Below are 23,320 nucleotides of genomic sequence, written 5' to 3'. Positions count from 1 at the left end.
GGGGGCATGAACACCCTCTTCGAACCCACCTCCGCGGGCAGCCTGCAACTGGCCAACCGCATCGTCATGGCGCCGCTCACGCGCAACCGGGCCCCCGGCGCCGTGCCCACGCCCCTGATGGCCACCTACTACCGGCAACGCGCCAGCGCCGGCCTGCTGATCACCGAAGCCACCGCCATCAGCCACCAGGGCCAGGGTTATGCCGACGTGCCTGGCCTGTATGCACCCGAGCAGATCGCGGGCTGGAAACGCGTCACCCAGGCCGTGCACGACGCCGGCGGCAAGATCGTGGTGCAGCTCTGGCACGTGGGCCGCGTCTCGCACACGGAGCTGCAGCCCGCTGGTGGCGCACCGGTAGCGCCCTCGGCCATTCGCGCCAGGACCAAGACCGTGCTCATCAAGAACGGCGTGCCGACCTTCGTGGAGACATCCGAACCGCGCGCGCTGGCGCTGGGTGAACTGCCCGGCATCGTCGAGGACTACCGGCGCGCCGCGCTCGCAGCGATCGAGGCCGGTTTCGATGGCGTGGAAATCCACGCCGCGAACGGCTACCTGATCGACCAGTTCCTCAAGACCGGCAGCAACCAGAGGACCGACATCTACGGCGGCGCCATCGAGAACCGGGCGCGCCTTCTGCTGGAGGTGACGAAGGCGGTGGTGGGTGCCATTGGTGGCGAGCGCACCGGCATCCGGCTGTCTCCGGTGACACCCGCCAACGACGCGCTCGATGCCGACCCGCAACCACTGTTCGAGCACGTGATGCGCCAGCTCGCCCCGCTGGACCTGGCCTACGTGCATTTCATCGAGGGCGCCACCGGGGGCTCGCGCGAGATTCCCGATCGTCCGTTCGACTACGCCGCCTTGCAGGAGGCTTACCGCGCCGCCGGTGGCCGCGCAGCCTGGATGGCGAACAACGGCTACGACCGGGCGCTGGCCGAGAAATCGCTGCGCGAAGGGGCCGACCTCGTGGCTTTCGGCAAGCTGTTCATCGCCAACCCCGATCTGGTGCAGCGCTTGAAGCGGGGCGGCCCGTTCAACGAACCCGATCGCGCCACCTTCTACGGCGGTGGTGAAAAGGGCTACACCGACTACCCCGTGCTGGCGACCTCGTGAATCGGGACGTACCGGTTTATCCTCGGTGCCCATGAAGCTCTACAACTACTTCCGCTCCTCCGCTTCCTTTCGCGTGCGCATCGCGCTCGCGCTCAAGGGCATGCCCTACGACTACGTGCCCGTGCACATCGCGCGTGGCGATCACAAGCTGCCCGCGTTCGGCGACATCTCGGTCGAAGGGCTGGTGCCGGTGCTTGAACTGGACGACGGCACGCGGCTGACGCAGTCGATGGCGATCATCGAGTACCTCGACGAGGTGCACCCCACGCCGTCGCTGGTGCCAGCCAATCTCATCGACCGTGCGCGCGTGCGGGCGCTGGCGCAGATCGTGGCCTGCGAGATCCATCCGGTGAACAACCTGCGCATCCTCAAGTACCTCACGCGAGAACTGAAAGTGGAAGAGGAGCCGAAGAACGTCTGGTACCGCCATTGGGTTCGCGCCGGGCTGCAGGCGTATGAAGGCCAGCTTGCGCAACTGCCCGCGTCCACCTACAGCTTTGGCGATACGCCCACGCTGGCCGACTGTTGCCTGGTGCCACAGATCTTCAACGGCCAGCGCTTCAACACCGACTTCAGTGGCCTGCCACGCACCATGGCGGCGTTCGAAGCCTGCATGAAGCTGGAGGCCTTCCAGAAGTCCCAACCGTCGGCCTGCCCCGACGCCGAGGCCTGATGCTGCTGGCCGCCGACGGCATCGTGCCTGACTGGCCTGCGCCGCCGGGCGTGCGCTCCGTCTGCACGATCCGATCAGGCGGTGTGTCGGTGGCGCCTTTCGACAGTTTCAACCTGGGCGATCACGTGCGCGACGAGCCTCTGGCCGTGGTGGCCAACCGCGAGCGCCTGGCCGCATTCACCGCGCCCGCACGCCCGGTGTTCCTGCAGCAGGTGCACGGCACGCGGGTGGTTCGCCTGGCGCCTGACACGCCAGACGGCACCGAAGCCGATGGCTGCGTGGTGAACGGGCGCGGCGTGGCCGCCACCATCATGGTGGCCGACTGCCTTCCCGTGCTGTTTGCACATGCCTCGGGCACGGCCGTGGCGGCCGCGCATGCGGGATGGCGCGGCCTGGCCGCCGGGGTGATCCAGGCCACTGCCCAGGCCTTGCGCGAGACGGCGGGTGAGGGCGAGGTGATGGCCTGGCTGGGACCCTGCATCGGGCCGCAGGCGTTCGAGGTGGGTCCCGAAGTGTGTGATGCCTTCGTGAGCGTGGACCCCGATGCTGTGGCGCACTTCTGGCCCAGCGGCGAGGGCAAGTTCCTGGCCAATCTGCCCGCGCTGGCGCGGCGCATGCTTCGGTCTGCAGGCGTCACCGACCTGCACGGCAACGACGGCAGCGAAGCCTGGTGCACCGTGGCCGATGCCTCAAGGTTCTTTTCGCACCGGCGCGATGCCGCCCGCCTCGGCAGCACCGGGCGCATGGCTGCCTGCGTCTGGATCGAGTGATGCCTGCGCCTGGCGCAGTTCGGCCGCTTCGCGCGCTTTGATGGCCTTGCGCCGCTGGGGCGTGCGCATCAGGTAAACCACCAGTGCGACCGGCAGCAAACCGTAAAGAAAAAAGGTCACAATGGCCCCAAGCACGGTGCCATTGGTGTTGGTCGCCTCGGCCACCGACATCATCAGCACCACATACATCCACCCGATCACCACCAGATACACGGCCGTCCCCGCAGTTTGAAAAGGCCATCATAGGCCGCAGGCCACATCCACGGAGACCAGCATGACATCGGGCAAGAACAACCCTCCCAACTGGCTGGAGTCCGCCCAGCAGTTCCAGCAAAACCTCATCAGCCAATGGACCCAGCTGGCGCAAGCCATGCCGGGCGCCGCCGCTGGGGCATCCAATCCGTTCGCCATGCCGATGCCTGGCGCCATGGGCATGCCGTCCGCCGTGCCAGGCGTGGCCGGCATCGGTGACATGTTTACCCAGGTGGCGGGACAGGGCGTGAGCTTCGATCCGGCCAGGCTGCTCGAAATCCAGAACGAGTACCTCAAGGACGTCTCGGGCCTGTGGAATCAGGGTCCGAATGTCAAACCCGCCGGTGACCGGCGCTTTGCGTCGGATGCCTGGGCGGGCAACCCGGTGGCGGCCTTTGCGGCGGCGTTTTATCTTCTCAACGCGCGCACGCTCATGGCCATGGCCGAAGCAGTGCAGGGCGACGCCAAGACCCGCAGCCGCGTGCGCTTCGCGGTGCAGCAGTGGATCGACGCCAGCGCGCCCAGCAACTTCCTCGCCTTCAATGCCGAGGCGCAGAAGAAGGCCATTGAAACGCAGGGCGAGAGCATCGCCAAAGGTGTGGCCAACCTGCTGCACGACATGAAGCAGGGCCACGTGTCGATGACGGACGAGAGCGTGTTCGAGGTGGGCAAGAACGTGGCCACCACCGAAGGCGCCGTGGTGTTCGAGAACGAGCTGTTCCAGCTCATCGAATACAAGCCCCTGACCGCCAAGGTCTACGAACGGCCGTTCCTGCTGGTGCCGCCGTGCATCAACAAGTTCTACATCCTCGACCTGCAGCCCGAGAACTCGCTGATCCGCTACTGCGTGGAGCAAGGCCACCGCACGTTCGTGGTGAGCTGGCGCAACCCCGACGAATCGCTGGCGAAGAAGACCTGGGACGAGTACATCGAAAACGCCGTGATCAAGGCCATCGGTGTCACGCAGGACATCACCGGTGCCGAGACCATCAACGCCTTGGGCTTCTGCGTGGGCGGCACCATGCTGGGCACCGCGCTGGCGGTGCTGGCCGCACGCGGCGAGGAGCCCGTGAACTGCGCCACCTTCCTCACCACGCTGCTGGACTTCACCGACACCGGCATCCTCGACGTGTTCATCGACGAGAACTTCGTCAAGTACCGCGAGATGCAGTTCAACGACGGCGGCCTCATGCCCGGGCGCGACCTGGCCACCACCTTCAGCTTCCTGCGCCCGAACGACCTGGTGTGGAACTACGTGGTGGGCAACTACCTCAAGGGCGAGACGCCGCCGCCGTTCGACCTGCTGTACTGGAACTCCGACAGCACCAACCTGCCTGGACCGTATTACGCGTGGTACCTGCGCCAGATGTACCTGGAGAACAACCTCGTCAAGCCGGGCAAGGTCAAGGTCTGCGGCGAGAAGATCGACTTCCGCCAGGTCAAGTTGCCGGTCTACATCTATGGTTCGCGTGAAGACCACATCGTGCCGATCGGTGGTGCCTACGGCAGCACGCAACTCTTCCCCGGCAAGAAGCGCTTCGTCATGGGCGCATCGGGCCACATCGCGGGCGTGATCAACCCCGCCAGCAAGAACAAGCGCAGCCACTGGATCGGACCTGCGGGCAAGTTCCCGAAGGACGTGAAGGAATGGATCGACAGCGCCACCGAACACCCCGGCAGCTGGTGGACCGACTGGGCCGCGTGGCTCAAGCCGCAGGCTGGCAAGCAGATCACCGCGCCCAAGGCCTATGGCAAGGGCAAGACCTACACCGCGATCGAGCCTGCACCGGGTCGTTACGTCAAGGCCAAAGCCTGAACCATTTTTTTTCTTGACCTCTCTGGAGACCTCACATGGAAGACATCGTCATCGTCGCCGCCACCCGCACCGCCGTGGGCAAGTTCGGCGGCTCGCTTGCCAAGACGCCCGCCACCGAGCTGGGCAGCATCGTCATCAAGGAACTGCTCGCGCGCACTGGTTTGCCGGTGGATGCGATCGGTGAAGTGATCATGGGCCAGGTGCTGGCTGCTGGCGTGGGCCAGAACCCGGCCCGCCAGGCCATGATGAAGGCTGGCGTGGCCAAGGAAACGCCGGCGCTCACCATCAACGCCGTGTGCGGCTCCGGACTCAAGGCCGTGATGCTGGCCGCGCAGGCCGTGGCCTGGGGCGACAGCGAGATCGTGATTGCCGGTGGCCAGGAAAACATGAGCGCGTCGCCGCACGTGCTCAATGGCAGTCGCGACGGCCAGCGCATGGGCGACTGGAAGATGACCGACACCATGATCGTGGACGGTCTGTGGGACGTCTACAACCAGTACCACATGGGCATCACGGCCGAGAACGTGGCCAAGGCACACGGCATCAGCCGCGAAGCGCAGGACGCTCTGGCCCTGGGCAGCCAGCAAAAGGCGAGCGCCGCGCAGGACGCCGGCAAGTTCAAGGAAGAGATTGTCGGCGTGAGCATTCCGCAGCGCAAGGGTGACCCCATCGTGTTCGATGCCGACGAGTTCATCAACAAGAAAACCAACGCCGAAGCCCTGGCCGGCCTGCGGCCCGCGTTCGACAAGGCCGGTTCGGTCACGGCGGGCAATGCCTCGGGCATCAACGACGGCGCCGCGGGCGTGGTGGTGATGAGTGCGAAAAAGGCCGCCGCGCTGGGTCTGAAGCCGCTGGCGCGCATCGCCGCGTTCGGCACCAGCGGCCTGGATCCGGCGACCATGGGCATGGGCCCGGTGCCGGCCTCGCAGAAAGCCCTGGCCCGCGCGGGCTGGAAGGCGGGTGACGTGGATCTGTTCGAACTCAACGAAGCCTTTGCCGCCCAGGCCTGTGCGGTCAACAAGGCGCTCGACATCGACCCTGCGCGCGTGAACGTGAATGGTGGCGCCATCGCCATCGGGCACCCGATCGGTGCATCCGGCTGCCGCATCCTGGTCACGCTGCTGCACGAGATGCAGCGACGCGATGCGAAGAAAGGCCTGGCCGCGCTGTGCATTGGCGGCGGCATGGGGGTTTCCCTCGCGGTCGAACGCTGAAATATTGGGTCTAATCATCCCGTCATTGCAATTCGCAAAAACATCCCAGAGGAGCACACACAATGAGTCAAAAAGTAGCGTACGTCACGGGCGGCATGGGCGGCATCGGTACCGCCATCTGCCAGCGTCTGCACAAGGAAGGTTTCAAGGTCATCGCAGGCTGTGGCCCCACGCGGGATTTCAAGAAGTGGCTCGATGAGCAGAAGGCTCAGGGCTACAACTTCCACGCCTCGGTGGGCAACGTGGGTGATTGGGATTCCACCGTGGAAGCCTTCACCAAGACCAAAGCGGAACACGGCACCATCGACGTGCTCGTGAACAACGCCGGCATCACGCGGGACCGCATGTTCCTGAAGATGTCGCGTGAAGACTGGGACGCCGTGATCGAGACCAACCTGAACTCCATGTTCAACGTGACCAAGCAGGTCGTGGCCGACATGGTGGAAAAGGGCTGGGGCCGCATCGTCAACATCTCGTCGGTGAACGGTGAGAAGGGCCAGGCCGGGCAGACCAACTACTCCGCTGCCAAGGCGGGCATGCATGGTTTCTCGATGGCGCTGGCACAGGAACTCGCCACCAAGGGCGTGACCGTCAACACCGTGAGCCCGGGCTACATCGGCACCGACATGGTCAAGGCCATCCGGCCCGATGTGCTGGAGAAGATCGTTGCCACCGTGCCGGTCAAGCGCCTGGGTGAACCCAGCGAGATCGCTTCCATCATTGCCTGGCTGGCCAGCGAAGAAGGCGGTTATGCCACCGGCGCGGACTTCTCGGTGAATGGCGGCCTGCACATGGGTTGAGCGTGAGCTCCTTGAGTTCCCGCAACCCGCTTCGGCGGGTTTTTTGTTGTCGGACCGCTGGGGACAAGGTCGTGGTGTAAATTCGACCGATGCCCCACAGCGTTTCACTGATCAATACCATCGCCGCCGGTCTCGGCCTGGCACTGGTGCTGGGTTTCCTGGCGGCGAAGGTGCGCCTGCCTGCGCTGGTGGGGTACCTGCTGGCCGGCGTGATCATCGGTCCCTACACGCCCGGCTTTGTTGCCGACGCAGGCATCGCTGCGCAGCTGGCCGAGATCGGGGTGATGCTGCTGATGTTCGGGGTCGGGCTGCATTTTTCGCTGGCCGACCTGCTCTCCGTGCGCAGGATTGCCCTGCCCGGTGCGGTGGTGCAGATGGCGGTGGCCACGCTCATGGGCATGGGGCTGGCCCTGTGGTGGGGCTGGACGCCAGGCGCTGCGCTGGTTTTCGGCGTGTCGCTCTCCGTGGCCAGCACCGTGGTGCTGTTGCGTGCGCTGGAGAGCCTGGGCATTCTGGACTCTTTCACGGGCCGCATCGCCGTGGGCTGGCTGGTGGTGGAAGACCTAGCGATGGTGCTGGTGCTCGTGCTGCTGCCGCCGCTCGCGGGCTTCCTGGGGGGCAAGGGCGCCGATGAAGACCTCGATTCCATCTGGCGCACCTTGGGCTTCACCCTGATGCAGGTGGGCGGCTTCGTGGCCCTGATGCTCGTCGTGGGGCGGCGTCTGTTCCCCTGGGTGCTCTGGCAAGTCACACGCACGGGCTCGCGCGAACTTTTCACGCTGTGCGTGGTGGCTGCAGCCGTGAGCATCGCTTTCGCTTCTGCGGCATTGTTTGGTGTTTCGTTTGCGCTCGGTGCCTTCTTTGCCGGCATGGTGCTGCGCGAGTCCGAGTTCAGCCACCGTGCAGCGGAAGAATCGCTGCCCTTGCGCGATGCTTTCGCGGTGCTGTTCTTTGTCTCGGTGGGCATGCTGTTCAACCCGTCCATCCTGGTGGAGCGACCCCTGCATGTGCTCGGCGTCGTGGCCATCATCATCGTCGGCAAGTCGGTGGCGGCGGCCGCGCTGGTGGTGGCCATGCGCTATCCGCTCAACACGGCATTGACGGTGTCCGCAAGCCTCGCGCAGATTGGCGAGTTTTCGTTCATCCTGGTGGGGCTTGGCGCGTCGCTGGGCCTGTTGCCGCCGGAAGGCACCAGCCTGGTGCTGGCTGGGGCGCTGATCTCCATCGCCTTGAATCCCGTGCTGTTCAAGGCGATCAATCCCTTGCAGGAGTGGCTGCGCAGAAACTCCGAGTTCGCCCGCAGGCTTGAGGCTCGCGACGACCCGCTGGCAGAACTGCCCGTGACCACCCACGAGAAGTACCTTTCGCGCCAGGTGGTGCTGGTGGGTTATGGCCGGGTGGGGCGGCGCATTGCCGCCGCGCTCGAGGAACAGCGCCTGCCTTATGTGGTGGCGGAGCAGAACCGCGACATCGTGGAGCGCTTGCGCGCACAAGGCATTCCGGCGGTTTTTGGCGATGCGGCCGACCCGGCCGTGCTCATCCAGGCCCACATCGCGCGGGCGGGCATGCTGGTGATTGCCACGCCCGACACCCTGGACGTGCGCCAGATGATCGGCATCGCCCGCACCCTGAACCCGGAGATCCAGACCGTGATCCGGACCCACAGCGAGGAAGAGGCCGGCCTGCTGGAGAAGGAAATCGCCGGAAAGATCTTCATCGGCGAAGAAGAGCTGGCGCAATCGATGACGCGCTACGTGATCGAACACTCACGGGCGGCCGGCGTGGCGCGCGCCCCCGCCTGAAGGCTCCGAGCATGTCTGCGACCGCGCTGTCACCCTGGCGCCTGTCCGTCGCCCCGATGATGGACTGGACCGATCGCCACTGTCGATATCTGCACCGCCTGCTGTCAAGGCACACGCTGCTGTACACCGAGATGGTGACCACCGGCGCGTTGATGCACGGCAGTGTGCAGCGCCACCTGCGTTTCAACGCCGAAGAGCATCCGGTGGCCTTGCAACTGGGCGGCAGTGAACCGGACGACCTGGCGAATGCCGCGCGCCTGGGCGAGCAGTGGGGGTACGACGAAATCAATCTCAACTGCGGTTGCCCGAGCGAGCGCGTGCAACGCGGCGCTTTTGGCGCCTGCCTCATGGCGGAGCCGCAGACGGTGGCCGATGGCGTGAAGGCCATGCGGGATGCGGTATCGATCCCGGTCACGATCAAGCACCGCATCGGCATTGACCGGGTGGAGAGCTACGACTTCGTGCGCGACTTCGTGGGCACGGTGAGCGAGGCCGGTTGTTCGGTGTTTCTGGTGCATGCGCGCAATGCGTGGCTGGAAGGACTTTCGCCAAAGGAGAACCGCGAGATTCCACCGCTGCGCTATTCGCTTGCCTACCAGCTCAAGCGCGACTTCCCATCGCTCACCATTGCGGTGAACGGTGGCATCACCACCAACGAGCAGATCGCGGAACACCTGCAGCACGTCGATGGTGCGATGGTGGGCCGTGAGGCGTACCACAACCCCTGGTTGCTCACGACCTGGGACGAGGCGTTCTTCGGTGCCGCGCCCTCCAACGCCTCACGCGAAGCGGTGGAGGAGCAGATGGTGGCCTACATGGAGCGGGCATTCCTGGAAGATGGTTGCCCCTGGTACGCGATTGCGCGGCACATGCTGGGCTTGCGCCATGGCCTGCGAGGGGCGCGCAAGTGGCGCCAGGTGTGGAGCGATCACCGCTTGAAGCCTCTGCCACCGCGCGAGGTCTGGGCGATGGCACGTGTGCACGCGCTGGAAGAAGCCGAAGCCACCTCGGCCTGACCGGGCCCGCTCCCGCCCAGGGTGCGATGCCGCACCGACGCCAGCCGGACCATCGGGATACGGTGCCCGGGCAGCAACTCGATCTGCCTGAAGGAACCCGATGACCACATCCAGCCGCCGCACATTCATCGTGCGCCTTGTGTCCGTTTCCGCTGCCGTGTCGGCAGGCGGTGTGCTCTCGGCCTGCGGCGGTGGAGGCGGCGATGACGCAGTTCCTGACACACAGGCGCCGGCGCGGTTCGACTTCGGTGTCGCCAGTGGCGACCCCTTGGCGGACCGGGTGATCCTGTGGACACACGCCACGCGGGGTGATGCGAACCCGGTTGCCTTGACGTGGGAGGTCGCCCTCGACGCCGGCTTCGCGCAGGTGGTGTCCACCGGCCAGACCCAGGCATCACCTGATGCTGGCCACACCGCGAAGGTGGATGCCGCAGGCTTGCAGGCTGGCCAGGGCTACTTCTTCCGCTTCCGCGCGGGCGAGCACATCTCGCCTGTGGGCCGCACGCGCACGTTGCCGGCCATGAGCGCGACCAGCGTGAAACTGGCCGTGTTCAGCTGCGCCAACTATCCCGCCGGTTTTTTCCATGCCTACAGTGGCGCCTTGTCGGTGGGCGCCGAGTACGCGGTGCACCTGGGCGACTACATCTACGAGTACGAGGCCGGCGGCTACGCTTCCGAGGACGCGGTGACGCTGGGTCGCGTGTCCGTGCCCGCCAATGAATGCCTGACGCTCGCCGACTACCGCGCCCGTTACGCTCAGTACCGCAGCGACCCGGACTTGAAGCAGCTGCACGCGACCTTGCCCATGATCGCCATCTGGGACGACCACGAGATCGCCGAGAACGCCAGCGCCAGCGGCTCGATCAACCACACCGAAGGTGCCGAGGGAACATTCAGCGCACGCGCCGCGGCAGCCGCCCAGGCGTACCACGAGTGGTTGCCGATCCGCACGCCCGACAGCAGCAACCTGCGCCGCGCCTACCGCAGCTTCGACTTCGGCAGCCTCCTGTCTCTGCACATGCTGGAGACGCGCCTGCTGGCGCGTGAACCGGCGCTGACCATCGCCGAGTTGACGGCCCCCGCCACCTCGGCCAGTGCACTCGCCGCGCTGAATTCGCCCACACGCCAGATGCTCGGCGCGGAGCAGACCGGTTGGCTCACGCAACAGATGACGGCGTCGAGTGCGACCTGGCAGGTTCTGGGCCAACAGGTTCTGATGGCGCGGATGATGTTTCCTGCTTCGGTGCTGGCGTCGATCGACCCGGCGACCGATCCCGTGGCGGGCGCTGCTGCGGTGGCGGATTACCTGCTGGCCAGGGAACTGGAGGTTTCTGCGCCGCAGTTGATGACACCCGAACAACTGGCGCTGGTGGACCCGGTGCAGAACCCGAAGATCGGCTACAACCTCGATGCGTGGGACGGCTATCCGGCCGCCCGCGAGGCGGTGCTGTCCTCCGCGGCAGGTCTGGGCAAGCGCCTGGTGTCGCTGGCCGGGGACACGCACAACGCCTGGCAGAGCGACCTGAGCCTGGCCGACGGCACCGTGGTTGGGCAGGAGTTCGCCGCGCCCAGCGTCACTTCACCAGGTTTCGAGGCGTACCTGGGGTCGCTGTCGCCCACCGTGGTGGCCGATATCTTCACGGACGTGGTCGACATGCTGAACTTCGTCAACACCGAGCGGCGCGGCTTCCTCTTGATGAGTTTCACGGCGCAGGCGGTCCAGGGTGACTGGTACTTCGTCGACACGGTGAAGTCCTCGACCCACACCGTGGCGCTCGGGCACACGGCGGTGGCTGCCGCCTGAGGCCAGCGCTCAGGCAGCGGCTTCCAGGCCGTTCTGGAAGTGTTCGCGCATGCGCTGCACGGTCAGTGCAGGGTCGCGCTGGGCCAGGGCGGCCACGATGGCGCGGTGTTCGGCCAGGGATTCTTCGATCCGGCCCGTCTTCAGCAGCGAGTTGTGGCGGTTCAGCTTCATCACCTTGCGCAGGTCGGCCACCATCTGTTCGCGCCAGCGGTTGCGCGCGAGTTCGAGCACACGCATGTGAAACTGTTCGTTGATGGCGAAGAAACGGTCGCGCTCGCTTACCGCGGCCTCCAGTTCGGCATGCAAGGCCTGCAGCGAAGCGATTTCCTCGTCGCTCGCGCGTTCAGCCACCACGCCGCCGGCATCGGATTCGAGCAGGGAGAGCAGGTGGTACACATCGGCCAGGTCCTTTTCGGACACCTCGGTCACGTAGGCCCCCCGCCGCACCTTCATGGTGACCAGGCCTTCGGCCGCCAGGACCTTCAATGCTTCGCGCAATGGCGTGCGGCTGATGCCGTATTCCTCGGCAATCTTGAGTTCGTCGATCCAGCTGCCCGGCTCGAGCTCGCGGCTGAAAATGCGCTGGCGCAGCAGTTCGGCAACTTCCTCATAGAGGGCGCGGGGGGAAAGCGACAGGGCGGACATGGGCGCTTATTGTAAGTCAGACGGAATATTCTGCATCAATAATTATGAATGATGTAAAATCGCCACCGTTCTGAATACCCTCCTACCGCCCGCCATGAGCCAGAAACAGCCCGAATTCACCCCCGCCACCTTGGACGCCTGGGCACAGGCGGCCCGCAAGTCCGCACCGGGGGGCGATGTGGGCGCGCTGGACTGGGTCACGCCCGACGGCATCCGCGTCAAGCCGCTCTACACCGCGCAAGACACCGCCGAGCTGCCGCACACCGACACGCTGCCCGGCTTCGAGCCGTTCATTCGTGGCCCGCAGGCCACCATGTATGCGGTGCGACCGTGGACGATCCGCCAGTACGCCGGCTTCTCCACCGCCGAGGAAAGCAACGCCTTCTACCGCAAGGCCCTGGCGGCTGGCGGGCAGGGCGTGAGCGTGGCGTTCGACCTGGCCACGCACCGCGGCTACGACAGCGACCACCCGCGCGTGACCGGGGACGTGGGCAAGGCCGGTGTGGCGATCGACAGCGTGGAGGACATGAAGATCCTGTTCGACCAGATCCCACTGGACAAGGTGAGCGTGTCCATGACCATGAACGGCGCGGTGCTGCCGGTGCTCGCGGGCTACGTGGTGGCGGCCGAAGAGCAGGGCGTGGGGCAGGACAAGCTCAGCGGGACCATCCAGAACGACATCCTCAAGGAGTTCATGGTCCGCAACACCTACATCTTCCCGCCCGAGCCGTCGATGAAGATCATCGGCGACATCATCGAGTACACGGCAAAGCACATGCCGAAGTTCAACTCGATCTCGATCTCGGGCTACCACATGCAGGAAGCCGGCGCCAACCAGGCGCTGGAACTGGCTTTCACGCTGGCCGATGGCAAGGAGTACGTGAAGACAGCGACCGCCAAGGGCATGGATGTGGACGACTTCGCCGGGCGCCTGAGCTTCTTCTGGGCGATCGGCATGAACTTCTACCTGGAGATCGCCAAGATGCGCGCGGCACGCCTGCTGTGGACGCGCATCATGAAAGGCTTCAGCGCCAAGAACCCCAAGAGCCTGATGCTGCGCACGCACTGCCAGACTTCGGGCTGGTCCCTCACCGAACAGGATCCCTACAACAACGTGGTGCGCACCGCCATCGAGGCCATGGCGGCGGTGTTTGGCGGCACGCAGAGCCTGCACACCAACTCGTTCGACGAAGCCATCGCACTGCCCACCGAGTTCAGCGCCCGCATCGCGCGCAACACGCAACTGATCATTCAGGAAGAGACGCACATCACCAACGTGGTGGACCCGTGGGCGGGCTCGTACATGATGGAGACCCTGACCCAGGAAATGGCCGACAAGGCCTGGGCCATCATCGAAGAGGTCGAGGCCATGGGCGGCATGACCAAGGCCGTGGACAGCGGCTGGGCCAAGCTCAAGATCGAGGCCGCTGCCGCCGAGAAGCAGGCGCGCATCGATTCCGGCAAGGACGTGATCGTCGGCGTCAACAAGTACAAGCTGGCCAAGGAAGACCCGATCGAGGCCCGCGACATCGACAATGTGGCCGTGCGCGATGGGCAGATTGCGCGCCTGCAGAACATCAAGGCCACGCGCGACACGGCCAAGGTCCAGGCTGCGCTGGACGCGCTCACGGCCGCCGCCGAGAGCGGCGAAGGCAATCTGCTCGATCTGTCGATCCAGGCCATTCGCTTGCGCGCCACGGTGGGTGAAGTGAGCGATGCGCTGGAAAAGGTTTACGGGCGCCACCGCGCCGATACGCAAAAGGTGACTGGTGTGTACGCTGCTGCCTACGATTCTGCCGAGGGCTGGGATGCCCTCAAGACCGAGATCAACGCCTTTGCTGAAACCCAGGGCCGCCGGCCCCGCGTGATGATCAGCAAGCTCGGCCAGGATGGTCATGACCGGGGTGCCAAGGTGGTGGCAACGGCCTTCGCCGACCTGGGCTTTGACGTCGACATGGGGCCACTGTTCCAGACGCCCGAGGAATGTGCCCGCCAGGCCATCGAGAACGACGTGCACGCGGTGGGCGTGAGCACGCTGGCTGCTGGCCACAAGACGTTGGTACCGGCCATCATTGCCGAGCTGAAGAAGCAGGGCGCCGACGACATCATCGTGTTCGTGGGCGGCGTGATTCCCCGGCAGGACTACGACATGCTCTACGAAGCTGGTGTGAAGGGCATCTACGGCCCGGGCACCCCCATTCCGGCCAGCGCCAAGGACGTGCTGGAACAGATCAAGAAAGCGATCGGGTGATTCCTTCGGAGTTGCTGGACGGCATCCTGCACGGCGAGCCCGCCGGGCAGCGCCGCGCCATGGCCAAGGCCATCACGCTGCTGGAGTCCACCCGAGCGGATCACCGAGCGGAAGGCGATGGGTTGCTTACCGCCTTGCTGCCCCACACCGGCAACGCGTTCCGCCTGGGCATCAGCGGAGTGCCGGGCGTGGGCAAGAGCACCTTCATCGAGGCGCTGGGCCTGTACCTGATCGACAAGGGCCACCGTGTGGCGGTGCTCACCGTCGACCCGTCCAGCACGGTATCGGGTGGTTCCATCCTGGGCGACAAGACGCGCATGGAAAAGCTCTCGGTGCACGAGCAGGCCTACATTCGCCCCAGCCCTTCCAGCGGCACGCTGGGCGGCGTGGCCGAGAAGACGCGCGAAGCCATGCTGGTCTGCGAGGCCGCAGGCTACGACATCGTGATCGTCGAAACCGTGGGGGTGGGCCAGAGCGAAACGGCGGTGAGCGGCATGACTGACATGTTCGTGCTGATGCAGTTGCCGAATGCGGGCGACGATCTGCAGGCGATCAAGAAGGGCGTGATGGAACTGGCCGACCTCGTGGTCATCAACAAGGCCGACCTGGATCCCGACGCCGCCACACGTGCTCGCGCGCAGATCACTTCGTCGCTGCGCCTGCTGGGCTTGCAGGGCCATCCTGAACACGCCCACCACAACGAGACGCTCTGGCACCCGCAGGTGATCCAGCTCAGTGCGCTGCTGGGCCGTGGCGTGGACGCATTCTGGACCGAGGTGTCGCGCTTTCGAAAGCTGCAGACCGACGCTGGCCGGCTCACGTCACGCCGACAGCAGCAGGCTCGAGCCTGGATGTGGGAGCGCATCGACGCCGGTTTGAAGCAACGTTTTCGTGCGCACCCGCAGGTGCGCGCTGAGCTCGATGGCATCACCCAGCAGGTACTGGCAGGGCAGTTGCCCGCTTCCACCGCCGCGCGCCGCCTGCTCGATCTTTTTGATTGAACCCCTTTCCCTTCTGGAGCAAACAACCATGCAGGACATCCTGGAACAACTGGAGAAGAAGCGCGCCGCCGCCCGGCTGGGCGGGGGCGAGAAGCGCATTGCCGCACAGCACGCCAAAGGAAAGCTGAGTGCGCGCGAGCGCCTGGAGGTGCTGCTGGACGAAGGCACCTTCGAAGAGTGGGACATGTTCGTCGAGCACCGATGCACCGACTTCGGCATGCAGGACAACAAGATCCCCGGCGATGGCGTGGTCACGGGCTACGGCATGATCAATGGCCGCCTGGTGTTCGTTTTCAGCCAGGATTTCACGGTGTTCGGTGGTGCGCTGTCAGAGGCGCACGCCGAGAAGATCTGCAAGGTGATGGACCAGGCCATGAAGGTCGGCGCGCCCGTGATCGGCCTCAACGACTCGGGCGGTGCGCGCATTCAGGAAGGCGTGGCCTCGCTCGGCGGCTATGCCGACGTGTTCCAGCGCAACGTGATGGCCAGCGGCGTGGTGCCGCAGATCAGCATGATCATGGGCCCATCGGCCGGTGGCGCGGTGTATTCGCCGGCCATGACCGACTTCATCTTCATGGTGAAGGACTCGGCCTACATGTTCGTGACCGGCCCTGAAGTCGTGAAGACGGTGACCCACGAAGAGGTGACGGCTGAGGAACTGGGCGGGGCCATCACCCACACCACGCGCAGCGGTGTGGCCGATCTCGCTTTCGAGAACGACGTGGAAGCGTTGTTGATGCTGCGTCGCCTCTACAACTACCTGCCCCTGAACAACCGCGAGAAGGCGCCGGTGCGGCCCAGTGGCGATCCGATCGACCGCATGGAGATGAGCCTGGACACGCTGGTGCCCGAGAACCCCAACAAGCCCTACGACATGAAGGAGCTGATCGTCAAGACGGTGGACGATGGCGATTTCTTCGAACTGCAGCCCGAGTACGCGAAGAACATCCTGATCGGCTTTGCGCGCATGGGCGGTCAAACGGTGGGCATCGTGGCCAACCAGCCGCTGGTGCTGGCGGGTTGCCTGGACATCAAGAGCTCCATCAAGGCCGCGCGCTTCGTGCGCTTCTGCGATGCGTTCAACATCCCCGTGGTCACCTTCGTCGACGTGCCCGGCTTCATGCCCGGCACCTCTCAGGAATACGGCGGCATCATCAAGCACGGTGCCAAGTTGCTCTACGCGTACGCGGAGTGCACCGTGCCCAAGATCACCGTGATCACGCGCAAGGCCTATGGCGGCGCCTACGACGTGATGAGCTCCAAACACTTGCGCGGCGACGTGAACTTCGCCTGGCCCAACGCCGAGATCGCGGTGATGGGTGCCAAGGGCGCGGTAGAGATCATCTTCCGCGAGGAGAAGAAGGACCCTGCCAAGCTGGCCCAACGCGAGGCCGAATACAAGGCGCGTTTCGCCAACCCCTTCGTGGCGGGTGCGCGCGGCTTCATCGACGACGTGATCCTGCCGCACGAGACGCGCAAGCGCATCTGCCGTTCGCTGGTGATGCTGAAAGACAAGAAGCTGGAAAACCCGTGGCGCAAGCACGGGAACATCCCACTCTGAGCCCGAGGAGAACAACAAGATGTTTACCAAGATCCTGATTGCCAACCGTGGCGAAATCGCCTGCCGCGTGATCGCCACGGCGAAGAAGATGGGCATTGCCACCGTGGCCGTGTATTCCGAGGCCGACAAGGAAGCGCGTCATGTGCAACTCGCCGACGAGGCCGTGCTGCTGGGTCCGGCGCCGTCGCGCGAGTCTTACCTGGTGGCCGACAAGATCATCGAGGCCGCGAAGAAGACCGGCGCGCAGGCCATCCACCCGGGCTACGGCTTCCTGTCGGAGAACGAGGCCTTCGCCAAGCGTGTGGAAGACGAAGGCATGGCCTTCATCGGTCCGCGCCACTTCAGCATCGCCGCCATGGGCGACAAGATCGCTTCGAAGAAGCTGGCCAACGAGGCCAAGGTCAACACCATCCCGGGCTGGAACGACGCCATCGAATCCGCCGAGCGCGCGGTGCAGATCGCCAAGGACATCGGCTACCCCGTGATGATCAAGGCGAGCGCGGGCGGCGGCGGCAAGGGCCTGCGCGTGGCGTACAACGACAAGGAGGCGCTCGAAGGTTTTACCGCTTGCCAGAACGAAGCCAGGAACAGCTTCGGCGACGACCGCATCTTCATCGAGAAGTTCGTGCAGGAGCCGCGCCACATCGAGATCCAGATCCTGGGCGATTCGCACGGCAACGTGATCTACCTGAACGAGCGGGAGTGCTCCATCCAGCGCCGCCACCAGAAGGTGATCGAGGAAGCGCCATCGCCCTTCATCAGCGATGCCACACGCCAGGCCATGGGCGAGCAGGCCGTGGCGCTGGCGAAGGCCGTGAAATACCAGAGCGCGGGCACGGTGGAGTTCGTGGTCGGCAAGGACCAGGACTTTTACTTCCTGGAGATGAACACCCGCCTGCAGGTGGAACACCCGGTGACCGAATGCATCACCGGCCTGGACCTGGTGGAGTTGATGATTCGCGTGGCGGCGGGCGAGAAGCTGCCGCTGACGCAGGCCGACGTGAAGCGCGATGGCTGGGCCATCGAATGCCGCATCAATGCGGAAGACCCGTTCCGCAATTTCCTGCCCAGCACGGGGCGCCTGGTGCGCTTCTCGCCACCGGCGCAGACCATGTTCCAGTCCAATGCGGAGGCTCTGTACGGCGTTCGTGTCGACACCGGTGTGCAGGATGGTGGCGAGATCCCCATGTTCTACGACTCGATGATCGCCAAGCTGATCGTGCACGGCAAGGACCGCACGGAGGCGATCGGCAAGATGCGCGAGGCGCTCAATGGTTTCGTGATCCGCGGCATCAGCAGCAACATTCCCTTCCAGGCCGCGTTGCTGGCGCATCCGAAGTTCATCGCCGGTGACTTCAACACGGGCTTCATCGCCGAGCATTACGCCCAGGGCTTTCGCGCGGAGGACGTGCCGCACAGCGACCCCGATTTCCTCGTGGCACTGGCCGCCTTCGTGCGGCGCAAGTCGCGCGAACGCGCTGCGGGTCTCTCAGGCCAGTTGCCCGGCTACGGAGTGAAGGTCGGCCACGATTACTGCGTGATCGTGCTCGATGCGAACGGCCAGCACGCCTACCGCGCGGTGCACGTCGACGAGGTGGTCGGGCAACTCGGTTCTGCCGTGGTCATGGTGGACGGCAAGCGTTACGCCATCTCCAGCCCTTCGCGCCTGAACGACATCTGTGTCACCGGTATCTGCAATGCCGAGCCTTTCACGGTCCAGGTCGAGCGTGGCACGCCGCGCAACCCGCTAGCCCTGGTGGTGCAGCACAACGGCACGCGCATCGAGACCATGGTGGTCTCCACGCGCATGGGTGAGTTGCACGCGCTCATGCCGTTCAAGGCGCCCGCCGACATGAGCAAATACGTGCTCTCGCCCATGCCTGGCCTGCTGGTCGACGTGGCGGTGCAGCCCGGCCAGAAGGTGCAGGCCGGCGAGCGCGTGGCCGTCATCGAGGCCATGAAGATGGAAAACGTGCTCTTTGCGGCAGCCGATGGCGTGGTCTCCAAGGTGCTGGCCGCCAAGGGAGACTCGCTCGTGGTGGATCAGCCTATTGTCGAGTTCGCGTGAAGCGTTTTCAAGGCACATCCCGAAACGGACGCCGTGTCCGAAATGGGATACCCTTCGATCCATTGCGGCTTCGAAGGGTGTCTATGCGGCATGGTCTGGCTTTTGCCCTGGGGTGTTTGCGCGATCCGCGCCGCATGGGTGCCATCGCACCGGCTTCCAGGGCGCTGGCCCGAGCCATTGCCGATGAAGTCCAGCGAGACCAACCCTCAGTGCTGATCGAAGTCGGCGCCGGCACCGGTGCCATCACCCGGGCGCTGGCGGCCTCACAAATCACACCCGAACGGTTCGTGGTGATCGAGCGCGACGCCGATTTTGCCCGCCTGCTGCGGCTGGCCTTCCCCTCGCTGGAGGTGCTCAACCACTGTGCCTCCAACCTGCGCTCCCTGCCCATTGAAGCGCTCTCACCGGTGACCCTGGTCTCCTCGCTGCCCTTGCTGTCGATGCCGCGCGACGAAGCAAAGAAGTGCATCGATGCCATGTTCTCGCTCATTGCGCGCCGGCCCGGCTCCAGGTTGATCCAGTACACCTACGCGGCGCCGCACCTGCGGCCTTTCAACCACATCCCCCCGGGCTGGCACTGGCGCCGCGCGGCGTCGGTCTGGGCCAATCTGCCCCCGGCCACCGTCTGGTCGCTGGAACGCACTCCGGGAATCATCAACGGAATTCATTGACCGATGGCCCAGACGCAGTCTTCACAACGTCCTTTCAAAGTCCTTGGCATCCAGCAGATCGCCATCGGTGGACCCGACAAGCAACGCCTGCGGAAACTCTGGGTGGACATGCTGGGCCTGGAAGTGACCGGTACTTTCCGCAGCGAAAAGGAAAACGTCGACGAAGACATCTGCGCCATGGGCAGCGGTCCCTTCAAGGTCGAGGTGGACCTGATGCAGCCGCTGGATCGCGAGAAGAAGCCGGCGGTGCACACCACGCCGCTCAATCACGTGGGCCTGTGGATCGACCGGCTTCCCCAAGCGGTGGAATGGCTGGGCGCCCAGGGTGTGCGTTTTGCCCCAGGGGGCATCCGCAAGGGCGCCGCCGGCTTTGACATCTGCTTCCTGCACCCCAAGGCGAACGACGAATTCCCCATCGCTGGTGAGGGCGTCCTGGTGGAGCTGGTTCAGGCGCCGCCCGAGGTGGTGGCCGCTTTTGCCCGGCTGGAGAGCCAGCCAGCCTGATCTCGCAAGCGCGGAGCAGGGCGGCTTTTCCAGGCTTTTTTGTCGCATTGCGGCTTTTTCGGGCAACTTACGCTTGTGGCTTCAGGGCCATGCCGTGCGCAGGGCTCTACCACCCTGCCGCAGGAGCGTGCCATGGAAGCATCCGCCAAGCCACTGTCAACCGACCAGACTGCTGCGTCCCGCTGGCGCAGCATCGGTCAGGCCGAGCCCTGGCCCGAGGCCTTGCTCGAAAACTTCTGCCTGCGCATGGCCAGCCAGGGGATGTGCGTGAGCCGCGCACTCATGCTCTGCGACCGTCGCTACGCGCTGGAGCAGATTTCGCACGGCCACAACATGGCCGACGACCGCTTGCGGACCATGGCCGTTGAACTGTTCCGGCATTTCGTCAGCCAGCGATCCGGCATAGCTGGCGTCCACTGAGCGACCATCCAACGAGGAGCCGACCCGCATGTCCGCGTTTCAATTCCTGCTTTTTCCCGGCATCTGGCTGATGCGCCGGCTGCGCCTGGGCAGCAAGCTGCTGGTGCTGGCGGTCGCAGCGGCATGGCCGCTGAAGACGATGTTGCTGGTCGGCCCGCAAGGGTTGGGTGTGATGCTGATCGCTGGGGGCGGGCTGGCGGTTCTGGCCTATCTCCTGCTGGCCTTTCACGTCAGTTTCATGGCCGATTTCCACAAAGTCCGGCATGCGATGGAGCAGACCGCTGGCGGCAACCTGCGTTCCTCGGTGCAGATTCTGGGGCGTGATGAACTGACCGATCTCGGGCATCTGGTCGAGCGCGTTGCCACCAACCTTTCGTCCATGGTGGCGGAAGTGCGCAGCAATTCGGCGCTGGTGGCGCATGCCGGTCGCAGCCTAGCGGCAGGCAACCGGGATCTGGCCGACCGCACCGAACAGCAGGCCGCCAACCTGGAGCAAACGGCTGCGAGCGTGCAGCAACTCTCCAGCACCGTCCAGCAGAACGCCCACACCGCTGGCGAATCCGACCAACAGGCGGCGCAAGTGCGCGATGTGGCCGAGTCCGGCGCTCAGTCCATGGGCCGCGCGGTGGATTCCGTCGAGGGCATCCAGAAAGGTGCCCAGCAGATGAACGAGATCATCGGCGTGATCGACAGCATCGCATTCCAGACCAACATTCTGGCCCTGAACGCGGCGGTGGAGGCTGCGCGGGCCGGGGAGCAGGGCCGTGGCTTCGCCGTGGTGGCCAACGAAGTCCGCACACTCGCGCAACGCTCGTCGTCCTCGGCACGTGAAATCCGCGAACTCATCGAGGCCTCGCGCACACAGGTGGAAACCAGTGTGGAACGCATGCGCACCGCGGGCAGCAGCATGGGCCAGATCGTCAGCGGCGTGCGTGGCGTGGCCGCCAACATGTCACTCATTTCCGCGTCGAGCGCGGAACAGAGCTCGGGCCTGAAGGAAATCTCGTCTGCCGTGACGCAGCTCGATGCCATCACCCAGCGCAACGCGCAGATGGTGGAGCGGGCAGTGGCGCAGGCCGATCAGCTCGAGCAGCGCGCGGCACACCTCTCGCGCGCGGTGTCCTCCTTCATGCTCCAGCAGGGCACGGCCGAGGAAGCCATGGCGCTGGTGGATCGTGCGCAGGCCCTGCGCCTTCAGCGCGGCCGCGAAGCTTTCGTGCGCGAAATCACCGAGCCCACCAGCGGCTTCCACGATCGCGACATGTACGTGTTCGCCCTCGACCGCGACGGCGTGTACCGGGCCTTCGGTGGCAAGCCTGAAAAGGTGGGCAGCCGCGTGCAGGACATCCCGGGTGTCGATGGCGGGGCCTTGCTGAATGCCATCGTGGATCAGGCCGAGGCCGCCGCAGGCTGGGTGGAATACGACATTGCCAACCCGGTCACTGGTGCGATACAGGGGAAGATGTCCTACGTGGTGAAGGTCGACGACCTCTACGTGGGCTGCGGCGTGTACAAGACGGTGGCGGCTCGCCTGGCTTAGGGCTCCGTTCGCCGAGCGCGCGCCCTGGTCAGTGCGGCTTCGATCACGGCGCGCTTTTTGTCCAGCAGGGCCGGGTCGGTGATTTGCGAATGCTCGGCCAGATCGCTCAGTTTCTCCCGCGCCTTGGCCTCCAGCCTCTTTTCGTGTTCCTGCTTTTCGCGCACCAGGCGCAACTGGCGGCTCGCGTAGCGCTCGCGCCCCTGGCGCGCCTGTTCGGGCGTCCAGGCCTGCCAGCCGGTGCGTTCGCCACTCACGACCTCCAGCGAGATGCAGTCCACCGGGCATACCGGCAGGCAGAGCTCGCAGCCAGTGCAGTAGGGCTCCACCACGGTGTGCATGCGCTTGTTCGTACCCAGGATGGCATCCGTAGGACAAGCCTCGATGCACAGCGTGCAGCCGATGCACCAGGCCTCGTCGATCACCGCCACGGTCAGCGGGCCTTCGATGCCGAACTTGTGATCCAGCGAAACAGGGGGCTGGCCGGTGAGGGCTGCGAGGCGTTCGATGCCTTCGGCACCGCCCGGCGGGCACTGGTTGATGCCGGCTTCACCCGCGGCAATGGCTTGCGCATAGCCGGCGCAGTCGGGGTAACCGCAGCGGGTGCACTGCGTTTGCGGCAGAGCGGCATCGATGCGCCGGGCCAGTTCGTTCATGCCCGCGAATATACCGGTGGCGCTGCGGCCATGGCCGCGTCGTGAGCTCAGGCCTTGATGGGCTTGCGGCTCTTGGCGGCCGGCTTGGCCACAACCTTGGTTTTCGTGCTGGCCCGCTTCGCCGGGGCCGGCTTCTTCACCGGTGCTGCCTTGCTCGCGGCGCGCAGCGGCGCCTTGGCGGCAGGCCGGGGCGATGCTTTGGCCCCGGTGGTGGCCGGCTGATGCGCGAGGATGAAGGTCTTCACTGTTGATTCATCAGCACAACTGAGCCAGTGATCACGTCGAATATTGAGCCACTGGGTTGATGGGTTTTCTGGCTACTCGGGTGTGGATAAGTCTATCGGGTCGGCTGTTTTTCGATCTCCTTTCTGAGCCTTGTTTCGTTGCCTTGGTGGTGCCGCGGCGGCGGCACTGGAATGCTTGAAGCGCCAGCTCTCGTTGCCGGTCTCCACGATGTGGCAGTGGTGCGTGAGGCGGTCGAGCAAGGCGGTGGTCATCTTGGCGTCGCCAAAGACGCTGCTCCATTCCGAGAAGGTGAGGTTGGTGGTGATCACCACGCTCGTTCTCTCATAGAGCTTGGAGAGCAGATGGAACAGCATGGCACCGCCCGACTGCGTGAACGGCAAGTAGCCCAACTCATCCAGGATCATCAGATCGACGTACATCAGCCGGTGTGCCAGTTGACCGGCCTTGTTCTGCGCCTTCTCCAGTTCCAGGGCGTTGACCAGTTCCACCGTGGAGAAGAA

22 protein-coding genes are annotated in these 23,320 nt (G+C 65.1%); 17 read left to right on the top strand and 5 right to left on the bottom strand.

Annotated elements, in window-relative coordinates:
• Window positions 1-6: 6 nt before the first annotated feature.
• From ACTIF6_RS08580 to pgeF, 3 genes are read left to right on the top strand one after another with little or no spacing between them, the layout of a single operon-like run.
• Window positions 7-1,113 (top strand): alkene reductase, encoded by a 1,107-nt coding sequence (locus ACTIF6_RS08580; protein WP_439587549.1) that lies wholly within the window; start codon window positions 7-9, stop codon window positions 1,111-1,113.
• Between the two features lie 31 nt (window positions 1,114-1,144).
• Entirely contained in the window at window positions 1,145-1,786 is a 642-nt protein-coding gene (gene maiA / locus ACTIF6_RS08575; protein WP_439587548.1) for a maleylacetoacetate isomerase, read from the top strand.
• Window positions 1,786-2,556: a peptidoglycan editing factor PgeF gene (gene pgeF, locus ACTIF6_RS08570; protein ID WP_439587547.1), complete on the top strand. Its 771-nt coding sequence runs from the start codon at window positions 1,786-1,788 to the stop codon at window positions 2,554-2,556. Before maiA ends, pgeF begins: the two co-directional genes overlap by 1 nt.
• Here pgeF and ACTIF6_RS08565 read toward each other — a convergent pair.
• Window positions 2,476-2,769 carry a hypothetical protein gene (locus ACTIF6_RS08565; RefSeq protein ID WP_439587546.1) on the bottom strand — a complete coding sequence of 98 codons (294 nt, stop codon included), beginning with the start codon at window positions 2,767-2,769 and terminating at the stop codon, window positions 2,476-2,478. The two genes, pgeF and ACTIF6_RS08565, sit on opposite strands and share 81 nt — an antisense overlap.
• 61 nt (window positions 2,770-2,830) lie before the next feature.
• Here ACTIF6_RS08565 and phaC point away from each other — a divergent pair, with 61 nt between their 5' ends.
• From phaC to ACTIF6_RS08535, 6 genes are all read left to right on the top strand, one after another.
• On the top strand, window positions 2,831-4,624 hold the full coding sequence (phaC, locus tag ACTIF6_RS08560) for a class I poly(R)-hydroxyalkanoic acid synthase (protein WP_439587545.1): 1,794 nt from the start codon (window positions 2,831-2,833) through the stop codon (window positions 4,622-4,624).
• Between the two features lie 35 nt (window positions 4,625-4,659).
• The gene (locus ACTIF6_RS08555) at window positions 4,660-5,838 is read left to right on the top strand and encodes an acetyl-CoA C-acetyltransferase (protein ID WP_439587544.1); all 1,179 of its coding nucleotides are present in this window, start codon (window positions 4,660-4,662) and stop codon (window positions 5,836-5,838) included.
• 62 nt (window positions 5,839-5,900) lie between these two features.
• Entirely contained in the window at window positions 5,901-6,638 is a 738-nt protein-coding gene (phbB, locus tag ACTIF6_RS08550; RefSeq protein ID WP_439587543.1) for an acetoacetyl-CoA reductase, read from the top strand.
• 89 nt (window positions 6,639-6,727) lie between these two features.
• The gene (gene ybaL / locus ACTIF6_RS08545; RefSeq protein ID WP_439587542.1) at window positions 6,728-8,440 is read left to right on the top strand and encodes a YbaL family putative K(+) efflux transporter; all 1,713 of its coding nucleotides are present in this window, start codon (window positions 6,728-6,730) and stop codon (window positions 8,438-8,440) included.
• Between the two features lie 11 nt (window positions 8,441-8,451).
• Entirely contained in the window at window positions 8,452-9,456 is a 1,005-nt protein-coding gene (dusA, locus tag ACTIF6_RS08540; protein WP_439587541.1) for a tRNA dihydrouridine(20/20a) synthase DusA, read from the top strand.
• Window positions 9,457-9,556: 100 nt separating this feature from the next.
• Window positions 9,557-11,260: an alkaline phosphatase D family protein gene (locus tag ACTIF6_RS08535; protein WP_439587540.1), complete on the top strand. Its 1,704-nt coding sequence runs from the start codon at window positions 9,557-9,559 to the stop codon at window positions 11,258-11,260.
• Window positions 11,261-11,269: 9 nt separating this feature from the next.
• Here ACTIF6_RS08535 and ACTIF6_RS08530 read toward each other — a convergent pair whose 3' ends face one another.
• Window positions 11,270-11,905 (bottom strand): GntR family transcriptional regulator, encoded by a 636-nt coding sequence (locus ACTIF6_RS08530; protein WP_439587539.1) that lies wholly within the window; start codon window positions 11,903-11,905, stop codon window positions 11,270-11,272.
• Window positions 11,906-11,999: 94 nt separating this feature from the next.
• On the opposite strand from ACTIF6_RS08530, the gene scpA reads away from it, so the two are divergent.
• From scpA to ACTIF6_RS08490, 8 genes are all read left to right on the top strand, one after another.
• Window positions 12,000-14,156, top strand: a complete 2,157-nt coding sequence (scpA, locus tag ACTIF6_RS08525; protein ID WP_439587538.1) for a methylmalonyl-CoA mutase — start codon at window positions 12,000-12,002, stop codon at window positions 14,154-14,156.
• Window positions 14,153-15,157: a methylmalonyl Co-A mutase-associated GTPase MeaB gene (gene meaB / locus ACTIF6_RS08520; RefSeq protein WP_439587537.1), complete on the top strand. Its 1,005-nt coding sequence runs from the start codon at window positions 14,153-14,155 to the stop codon at window positions 15,155-15,157. The genes scpA and meaB overlap by 4 nt, the downstream gene beginning before the upstream one ends.
• Before the next feature lie 28 nt (window positions 15,158-15,185).
• On the top strand, window positions 15,186-16,718 hold the full coding sequence (locus tag ACTIF6_RS08515) for an acyl-CoA carboxylase subunit beta (RefSeq protein ID WP_439587536.1): 1,533 nt from the start codon (window positions 15,186-15,188) through the stop codon (window positions 16,716-16,718).
• A 19-nt stretch (window positions 16,719-16,737) separates the two neighbouring features.
• On the top strand, window positions 16,738-18,786 hold the full coding sequence (locus tag ACTIF6_RS08510; protein ID WP_439587535.1) for an acetyl-CoA carboxylase biotin carboxylase subunit: 2,049 nt from the start codon (window positions 16,738-16,740) through the stop codon (window positions 18,784-18,786).
• Window positions 18,787-18,920: 134 nt separating this feature from the next.
• Window positions 18,921-19,457, top strand: coding sequence for a class I SAM-dependent methyltransferase (locus ACTIF6_RS08505; RefSeq protein WP_439587534.1), 537 nt, complete (start codon window positions 18,921-18,923; stop codon window positions 19,455-19,457).
• Between the two features lie 3 nt (window positions 19,458-19,460).
• A complete protein-coding gene (locus tag ACTIF6_RS08500) occupies window positions 19,461-19,961 on the top strand; it encodes a VOC family protein (protein ID WP_439587533.1) in 501 nt (166 codons plus the stop codon).
• 132 nt (window positions 19,962-20,093) lie between these two features.
• On the top strand, window positions 20,094-20,381 hold the full coding sequence (locus ACTIF6_RS08495) for a hypothetical protein (RefSeq protein ID WP_439587532.1): 288 nt from the start codon (window positions 20,094-20,096) through the stop codon (window positions 20,379-20,381).
• A 28-nt stretch (window positions 20,382-20,409) separates the two neighbouring features.
• Window positions 20,410-21,921 (top strand): methyl-accepting chemotaxis protein, encoded by a 1,512-nt coding sequence (locus tag ACTIF6_RS08490; RefSeq protein WP_439587531.1) that lies wholly within the window; start codon window positions 20,410-20,412, stop codon window positions 21,919-21,921.
• Here ACTIF6_RS08490 and rsxB read toward each other — a convergent pair.
• The 3 genes from rsxB to ACTIF6_RS08475 form a co-directional block, all read right to left on the bottom strand.
• A complete protein-coding gene (rsxB, locus tag ACTIF6_RS08485; protein WP_439587530.1) occupies window positions 21,918-22,574 on the bottom strand; it encodes an electron transport complex subunit RsxB in 657 nt (218 codons plus the stop codon). The two genes, ACTIF6_RS08490 and rsxB, sit on opposite strands and share 4 nt — an antisense overlap.
• 47 nt (window positions 22,575-22,621) lie before the next feature.
• Complete coding sequence (locus tag ACTIF6_RS08480) at window positions 22,622-22,819, bottom strand: hypothetical protein (RefSeq protein ID WP_439587529.1); 198 nt, start codon at window positions 22,817-22,819, stop codon at window positions 22,622-22,624.
• A 72-nt stretch (window positions 22,820-22,891) separates the two neighbouring features.
• Window positions 22,892-23,320 (bottom strand): ATP-binding protein (locus ACTIF6_RS08475; RefSeq protein WP_439587528.1); only part of this gene is annotated, 429 nt, incomplete at its 5' end.

Origin of the sequence: Hydrogenophaga sp. (assembly GCF_051860785.1) — a bacterium.
GTDB lineage: Bacteria > Pseudomonadota > Gammaproteobacteria > Burkholderiales > Burkholderiaceae_C > Hydrogenophaga.
This window is presented reverse-complemented; position numbering and strand designations above follow the sequence as displayed.